Raw genomic sequence first — 8,104 nt, 5'->3', positions numbered from 1 at the left:
CCTTAAATCACAACCTCAAATCTGTGCCATTGGTGCTGACGGGGAACAGTCTTCACCGGCTTTCAGTACCTCACCGGCTCAGGTTTCAACGATGTGCTGGTCGGCAATACTCTGAATAACCTGATCAGAGCAGGCGCTGGGGACGATAGCATTGACGGCGGCGCCGGAGGAGACACGCTCCACGGCGAAAACGGCAATGACACGTTCCTCGGCGGCAATGGTTTCGATTATATGGACGGCGGCGCGGGCACGGATACGGTCGATTATTCGGCGGCTGCGACCGCAATCACCGCCGATCTCAATGGCGGCAGCGGATCAGCTGGTGATGCGCTGGGCGATAGTTACATCGCTATCGAGAACCTGACCGGCACCATCTACAGCGATACCTTGCAGGGCAACGCCGGCAGCAACGTTTTGACCGGCGGCGATGGCGATGACAACCTGCTCGGCCTGGGCGGCAACGACACGATCGTCGGCGGCAATGGCAACGATCGTATTTCCGGCGGTGCAGGGGCCGATGCGCTCGATGGCGGTGCGGGCAGCAATCTGCTGTTCTTTGGCACGAGCCCCAACTTCCCAGAAAGCGTCTCCGTAACCACCGGCATCACCATCAACCTCGACGGTACGACCCTTGGGATCGGCGGCGATGCGGCGGGCGATACTTACCGGAACTTCCAGACGATTTACCTCACCAACCAGGCCGACAGTGTCACCGGCACGGCAGCCGCCGAATGGTTCCGCGGGCTTGGCGGAGCAGATACGATCAACGGCGGCGACGGCATAGACACCGTCAGCTACCTCGGCTCGAGCGGGGTCACCATCGGGCTCGACGGCGCGGCAGGCAGCGGCGGCGAGGCGCAAGGCGACCGGCTGAGCAATATCGAGACGCTGCAAGGTTCGGATCAAGACGATTTGCTGTGGGGCAATTCCGGTGCCAACACGGTTTATGGCATGGCTGGCAATGATACGCTGCGCGGCGATGCCGGGGCCGATTGGCTTGACGGTGGTTCGGGGGGCGACACGGTTAGTTATGTGCTGGCAGGCGCTGCGGTCACCGCCAGCCTGCTGAGCGGCGGCGGAAGCGTGGGCGATGCCGCAGGTTATACCTATGTCTCGATCGAAGGCCTCGCTGGCTCGAACTTCAATGATACGCTTCATGGCGATTCCAATAGCAATTCACTGAGCGGAGGCTCGGGAGACGATTTTCTGCGCGGCGGCGGCGGGGCTGATACGCTCAGCGGCGGCGGCGGCTTCGATACCGCTGATTATTCGGACTCGACCGCTGCGGTTTCGGTCTTGCTCGATGGCACTGCCGCCAATGGCGGCTTCGCGCAGGGCGATGTCCTCACCTCCATCGAAGCGATCGTCGGTTCGTCGTTTAACGATACGCTGGTCGGCTCGAACTCGGCCGAGACGCTCACCGGCGGTGACGGCAACGACACCCTCGGCGGCTTCGTCGGCGATGACACGCTGCTGGGCGGCAATGGCAACGATACCATGACCGGCGGCACCGGCGCGGATACCGCCGATGGCGGCGCGGATACCGACAGCTTCAGTTATGCTGCATCGACGGGCGGCGTCACCGCTTATCTCGATGGCACGGTGGGCGCGGGCAACGAGGCGACCGGCGACCGACTGAGCAACATCGAGATCCTGATCGGTTCTGGTTTCGACGATACGCTTTTCGGCACAGGCGGCGCGGAAACGCTGCAAGGCGGCAATGGCAACGATGCGCTGGTAGGCGGCGCCGGGGCCGACATGCTCGATGGCGGCGCGGGCACCGACAGCGCCTCGTTCGCCAATGCAGGCAGCGCGATCAACGCCAGCTTCGCCACCGGCGCGCTGGTCGTGACCGCCTCCGATGCAGTGGGTGACACCTATATCTCGATCGAGGGCGTGGTCGGCTCGGCCTTTGCCGATACCTTGCGCGGCGGCGCGGGCATCGAACTGCTCGATGGCGGGCTGGGCGACGATACGCTTTATGGCAGCACCAGCGCCGATACGCTGATCGGTGGCGGCGGCTTTGATACGGTCGATTTCTCGGCCTCAAGCACGGCGATCACTGCGCGGCTCGATGGCACCGCCAGCAGCGGCGGCGATGCGGCGGGCGACACGTTGAACGGCATCGAACAGGTCATCGGCACATCGCTGGCGGATACCTTCTTCGGATCGGCGGCGGATGAAACCTTCCGCGGCGGCGACGGTGCCGACAGCATGACGGGCGCTGCGGGCAACGACACGCTCTTTGGCGAAGCGGGCAACGATCTGCTCAACGGCGGCCTCGGCAGCGATGCGCTCGACGGCGGAGCGGGCACCGATACCGCGACGTATGCCAATTCCGCCCTCGGGGTCGCGGCCAACCTGTTTGACAGCGCGTTCAATACCAACGAGGCGGCGGGCGATAGCTATACCAGCGTCGAAAACCTAGTCGGCTCGGCTTTTAACGACCGGCTGACCGGCGATGACGGCAACAACAACATCGATGGCGGCACGGGCGACGACCGGCTCAGCGGCGGCGTGGGCGCAGACACGCTGATCGGCGGGACGGGCACCGACACCGCCGACTATGGCACGGCGAGCAGCGCTGTCGGCCTCACGCTTGGCGCAGGCGGCACTGGCACCTTGGGGGCTGCCGCGGGCGACAGCCTGAGCGGGATCGAGCGGATCATCGGGTCGGCGTTCGGCGACCAGTTCACGCTCGCGCCGCGCAATGGCTGGACGATTGATGGCGGCGCGGGCGCGGATTCGGTGCGCTTTGACAGCGGATCTATCGGCAATGCAGACCTGACCGGCGTGCTTTCGAAAATCGAGGACATCGACTTCACCGCAGCGGGCGTGAATGCCACGCTGACCATGGACGCGGCCACGATCCAGTCGCTGGTCGGCGCTGGGAACAGCTCGTCGCTCACCTTGCATGTGAACGGCGATGACAGTGTCGCGATTGCCAATGGCGCGTTCTATACCCAATCGGGCGGCGACTATGTGTTCTATACCGACAACACGCTGGCGACCGAAGCCGCGCGGCTCACTGTCGGCGCCTGACGCCTAGCCGCCAAGCGCCTTGTGGCAGGCGAGCAGGGCCTGCGCCAGCGCCAGCCGCGCGGCGAAGGCGCTGGCCTGCGCCTCGATCCGTTCAAGCTCGGCGCCGCGCAGCTGATCTTCGCTGATCTCGCCAAGTCGGCGGGCAGCCTTGGCGCGGCCAAAGCTGTCGGATGTCGCCGCCAGCCGGGCCTCTTCGCTTTCGAGCGCGGCGCGGCGCGCGGCGAGCAGGGCAAACCCGCTTTCGACTTGCGCGCCTGCTTTGAGCACAGCGGCGCGATAGTTTTCCAGAACCTCGCGCTCGCGCCCGCGCGCGGCGCGGACTTCGGCATCCACCCGCGCAAAATCAAACAGCCGCCAGCGCAGGCCGACTGCGCCTTGCGTCACGCGCGAGGTAGGCGCGCCAAAGGTCGATAGCGTATTGGTGTCAAAGCCGATCAGGCCGGTCAGCGTCACATGCGGCCAGTATTCGCCCAGCGCCGCGCCCACGCGGGCGTGCGCCGCCAGGACTTGCGCCTCGGCCACCACCAGATCGGGCCGCGCGCGCAGCAGATCGGCGGGAACCCCGGCGGCGGGATCGCCCGCCAGTGGGATCGGGCCGGCACCGTCCAGTTCGGGCAATGCCGTTCCGGCTGGCTCCCCGGTCAGGACCGCCAGCGCAAAGCGCGCGGCATCGGCCTGCGCGCGCCATAGCGGCGCAGCGCTGCTCGCCGCAGCCAGCGCCGCCGCGCTGCCATCGCGGTCGCGCAGCGAGGCCTCCTGCAAACGCAGCCGCACATCGGCAAAGTGCAGCCGGTCGGCAAGGCGCTTCTGGCGCGCCTCGGCCACCGCAAGCTGCGCCTGCGCCGCGCGGTAAGAAAGGTAGTTGTCGGTCACTTCGGCCGCCACCGCCAGCCGCGCGGTTTCGAGCCCGGCGCGCGCGGCGGCGGCATCGGCGAGTGCGGCTTGCTGGCTGCGGCGCAGTCCGCCCGCCAGATCGAGATCCCAACCCAGCGATGCGGACAACAGCGCCTGATCCTGCGTGCGGTCCAGTGTGGGCACGAACCGGGTAAGACGGCCAATCCCGCTGTCGATCGATTGTTCGGCGCGCGCCGCCGATCCGTTGACCGCGCCCGAGGGAAAACGCGCGGCTCCGGCGGCCTTGGCGGCGGCGCGGGCCTGGTCGATCCGGGCGGCGGCGGCGGCGACATCGGGGCTGCCCGCCAAAGCCCGTTCGACCAGCCCCGCCAGCACCGGATCGCCAAAGTTCTTCCACCAGGCCCGGTCGGTAGGCCGCGCGGCGGTATTAGCAGCGCGGTAGGACGGCAATAGCGGCGGCTTAAGCGCCACATCGGGGAGCGAACCGGCGCAGCCCGCAAGCAGCACCGATAAGCCCAAAGGCACCAGAATGCGCGCGCGGTTCATGCCGGTGCTCCAGCAAGGTTCAATGGCGGGGCCGGACGCGCCCTTTCGCTGCGCGGCGAAACTATCAGCAAATACATCACCGGGGTCGCAATTCGCGCCAGAATTGTCGAAGTGGCGAGGCCACCGATCATCGCGATGGCCATGGGCGAATAAAGGCCGTTTTCTTCGAACGCGAGTGGCAGCAGCCCGCCGATTGCGGTGATCGAGGTCAGCAAGACCGGCAGGAACCGCATCTCGCCCGCGCGCTCGACCGCAGCGCGCACTGGCATGCCCTCGCGGCGCAACTGTTCGGTGAAATCGACCAGCAGCAGCGAGTTCTTGATCTCGATCCCGACGAGCGCGATCAGGCCGACAATCGCGGTGAACGACAAATTGTTGCCCGTCAGCCAGAGCGCCACGACCGCGCCGAAGAACCCCAGCGGGACCACACCTGCGACCACGGCGACCTGGCGGAACTTGCCGAATTCCAGCACCAGCACGCCCAGAATGCCCACAGACGCGACGATGATCGCGGGCAGCAGGCCGCCAAAGCTGCGCGATTTGCTCTCCGCCTCGCCGCCGACCTTGATCGCATAGCCTGGCGGCAGCGGCACCTGCGCCTCGATGCTCGCCAGCGCCTCATCGGCAGCGCGCGACACCAGTGTGCCTTGCTTGACATCGGCAGTTAGCGTGACCGAGCGCTCGCGCTGAAAGCGATCGATTTCCGCCGGGCCGGACTGCGCGGAAACGGTGGCCAGCGCCGAAAGAGGCACGCTCCCGCCGCCAAAGGTCGTTACGAAGATCCGGTCCAGCGCGGCGATCTCGTTGCGCCCTTGCATTGGCAGCCGGACGGACAGCGGATATTCGTCGTCATCCCGGTCGCGCAGGATCGCGGGCGTGGCCCCGCCCAGCGCCATCTGCAAGGCGGTGCGCAGTGCGCCTGATGGCACGCCGAGCGCGCGGACGCGGGCCTCGTCCACTTGCAAGGTCAGGTCGGTGCGTGTGATGCGCAGCGGGTTGCCCACATCGCGAAGGCCCGGCTCGGCTTCCATGACCGCCTCTGCCTTAGCGGCCAGCCGGGTCAGCGTTGCAAGGTCGGGACCGACGAAGCGCAGCGCGACCGGCGCTTCGATTTGAGGGCCCTGGGTGAAGGTCTTCAGGGTTACTTTCGCGCCGGGAATGCGGGCAAATTCACCCCGCAGCCGGTCGATGAGGGCCCGGGTCTCCTCGCCATGAAAGCCTTTGAGACCGACGCCGACCTCGCCCGCCGCCGGGTCTTCGGCCATGCGGCGCGCATTGTAATAGAGCGCAGGGCTTCCGCGTCCTGCGTTGGCAACGGTCCAGTTGATCGCGGATTCGCGGTGCAAGCGCTTTTCGACGCGCGCCACCATCTCCTCTGTAGCCTTGAGCGCGGTGCCGCGCGGCATTTCCACCTGCACCACGAACTGCGGCAAATCGGCGGGCGGAAACAGGCTTGAGCCGATCACGACGACCAGCGGCAGAGACAGCGAAGCCAGCAGGAAGATCGCGCCGAGCGCGGCCCATGGCCGATCGAGCGAGCGGTGGAGCACGGGGGCATAGACCCGCTCGATGCCGCTGGTGAGCGCGCGCATCATGCGGTTGCCATGCGGGTCTTCATCGGGCTTCAGCACGCGCGCGGCGATGAACGGGATCACGGTGAGCGCTACGATCAGCGATCCGCCAACGGTGCCCAGCACCGAGATCGGCAGCGAGCGGATGAACTCGCCCGAAGCCTCGGGCAGCGCGATGAGGGGCAAGAAGGCAAACATCAGGCATGCAGTGCAGCCCAGCACCGGCAGCGCGATCTGCGTGGTCGCCCCGATGGCGGCGGTGGTGCGGTCGGCCCCTTCGCGCAGCCAGCGCGAGACATTTTCGATCACCACGATGGCGTCATCGACCAGCAGGCCAAGCGCGAGCACAAAACCCGCCACCGCGAGCTGGTTCAGCGTCAAGTCGAACGCGGCCAACGTGAGTACGCCGAACAGCAGCGACACCGGGATGGCGATCATGACCACGGCCGCCGCGCGCCAGCCGAGCGGCAGCAAGGTCAGCGCCACGATCGCCAGCGCCAGCAGCAAGTCGCGGGTCAGGTGATCAAGCCGCGCGGTGACGTTGTCATTCTGCACAAAGCCGCGCTCAAGCCGCACACTGCCGGGCAAAAGCCGCTTGAATGCCTCGGTCTCGGTCTCGATTGCCTTGGTGAGCCGCCCGATATCCTGGCGGTCGCCTTGTTCTGCGGTAACCAGCAGCGCGCGCTTGCCGTTGAAGTGGATGATATGGGTGGGCTCGCGGTCGGCCCATTCCACATCGGCGAGATCGCCGACCGAAACCCCGCGCCCATCACCTGCCAAAACCGGGATGGCGCGGATCGCGGCGATATCGGGATAGGCGCCGGCAAAGCGCATGTTGAGGCGGCGGTCGCCCGCGTTGACCGACCCGATAGGGGTTTCCGCGCCGCCGGCGCGCAAAGCCTCGACGATGGTCCCCGGATTGATCCCCTGCGCCGCCAGCCGCGCCATATCGAGCGACACCCGCACTTCGCTTTTCGGCGCGCCGAGCACTTCGGCCTTGCGGATGCCGGGGATGCGGGCCAGCCGGTTTTTCAGGTCGCGCGCGACCTTTTCGAAAGCCCGCATCGGCAGGATCTCGCTGACCAGCGCGATCTGGATGATCGGCATCGAAGTCGGGCGATTGCGGATCACATCGAGCCGGATGACCCCGGCGGGCAGGGTCGGGCGCAGGGCGTTTACTTCGCGCACCACCTCGTCGTATTTGCGATCGGGGCTGGTGCCCCAGATGTATTCCGCCTCGATCGTGGCCACGCCGTCGCCGCTTTTGGATTTGAGCTCGCGCAAGTTGTCGAGGCCCGCGAGCGCGACCTCGATCGGCTTGGTCACTTGCTGCTCGATCGTTTGCGGGGTCGCGCCCGGCAGCACGACGACCACGTTGAACCCCGGGCTATTGAGCGGCGGGTCCTCGGTGCGCGGCAGGCTGGCAGCAGTGATGAGGCCGATCGCCACCAGCAGCACCAATGCCAGCGCCATGAACTGCCAGCGCAGCACGGCAAATCGGATCAATGCGGTCATCGCACGACCTCGACCCGCTGGCCGTCATGCACGAAGCCCGCGCCCTTGGTGATGACCATCGTGCCTGCGGCCACACCGCCGATCCGCGCATCGCGGTCGGTAAAGCCATAGAACCGCACGTGGCGGCGGCGGGCAATTCCGCGCGCATCGATTACATAGACCGACGCGGTGTTGCCTTGCGCTTCCAGCAAGGCTTCGGCGGGAATGGTGCCCTCATCGGCTCCATTCGCGCCGCTCTGGCCCGCCATACCGGCGGCAAAGCTTACGGATACCGGCGTACCACTGGCCAGACGCTGGCTTCCGGCTCCAAGTGCAATATCCACCGGCACCAGCCCGCTGCGTGGATCGGCTGCTCCGCCAAGCCGCCGGATGCTGCCGGTGATGGCGGAGCCATCGCCGCTGGTGACACTGGCAGATTGCCCTCGCTGCAGCCGCGCGGCCAGTGCCGCCGGAACCTGCGCCGTGGCGAGCAGGGGCGAGCCTGCATCGGCGACGGTGACCAGCGACTGGCCGGTTCCGGCAAATTCGCCCACCTCGCCGCGCTTGGCGATCACCAGCCCGCCAAACGGCATGAC

Annotated in this window: 4 protein-coding genes and 1 pseudogene; 2 read left to right on the top strand and 3 right to left on the bottom strand. The window is 66.8% G+C overall.

The window, feature by feature from the left end; genetic code table 11:
• Window positions 1-84: 84 nt before the first annotated feature.
• Window positions 85-252 (top strand): annotated as a pseudogene (locus tag Q0O40_RS14405) (calcium-binding protein); the annotation flags it as partial.
• On the top strand, window positions 232-3,042 hold the full coding sequence (locus Q0O40_RS14400; RefSeq protein WP_295531335.1) for a calcium-binding protein: 2,811 nt from the start codon (window positions 232-234) through the stop codon (window positions 3,040-3,042). The pseudogene Q0O40_RS14405 and the gene Q0O40_RS14400, both read left to right, overlap by 21 nt.
• 3 nt (window positions 3,043-3,045) lie before the next feature.
• Here Q0O40_RS14400 and Q0O40_RS14395 read toward each other — a convergent pair whose 3' ends face one another.
• The 3 genes from Q0O40_RS14395 to Q0O40_RS14385 all read right to left on the bottom strand — a co-directional run.
• Window positions 3,046-4,443 carry a TolC family protein gene (locus Q0O40_RS14395; protein ID WP_295531332.1) on the bottom strand — a complete coding sequence of 466 codons (1,398 nt, stop codon included), beginning with the start codon at window positions 4,441-4,443 and terminating at the stop codon, window positions 3,046-3,048.
• Window positions 4,440-7,529, bottom strand: a complete 3,090-nt coding sequence (locus Q0O40_RS14390) for an efflux RND transporter permease subunit (protein ID WP_295531329.1) — start codon at window positions 7,527-7,529, stop codon at window positions 4,440-4,442. Before Q0O40_RS14390 ends, Q0O40_RS14395 begins: the two co-directional genes overlap by 4 nt.
• Window positions 7,526-8,104, bottom strand: a 579-nt coding sequence (locus Q0O40_RS14385) for an HlyD family efflux transporter periplasmic adaptor subunit (protein ID WP_295531327.1), incomplete at its 5' end; no start/stop codon positions are given. The genes Q0O40_RS14385 and Q0O40_RS14390, both read right to left, overlap by 4 nt.

This window comes from Novosphingobium sp. Chol11 (assembly GCF_945870625.1).
In the GTDB taxonomy this organism is placed as follows: domain Bacteria; phylum Pseudomonadota; class Alphaproteobacteria; order Sphingomonadales; family Sphingomonadaceae; genus Novosphingobium.
The sequence above is the reverse complement of the archived record's forward strand: the minus strand, read 5'-3'. Positions and strand labels throughout refer to the sequence as shown.

Excerpts from the sequence above, each read along its gene's own strand:
- Q0O40_RS14400 (WP_295531335.1), top strand. The coding sequence starts at position 232 with ATGGACGGCGGCGCGGGCACGGATACGGTCGATTATTCGGCGGCTGCG.
- Q0O40_RS14395 (WP_295531332.1), bottom strand. The coding sequence starts at position 4,443 with ATGAACCGCGCGCGCATTCTGGTGCCTTTGGGCTTATCGGTGCTGCTT.
- Q0O40_RS14390 (WP_295531329.1), bottom strand. The coding sequence starts at position 7,529 with ATGACCGCATTGATCCGATTTGCCGTGCTGCGCTGGCAGTTCATGGCG.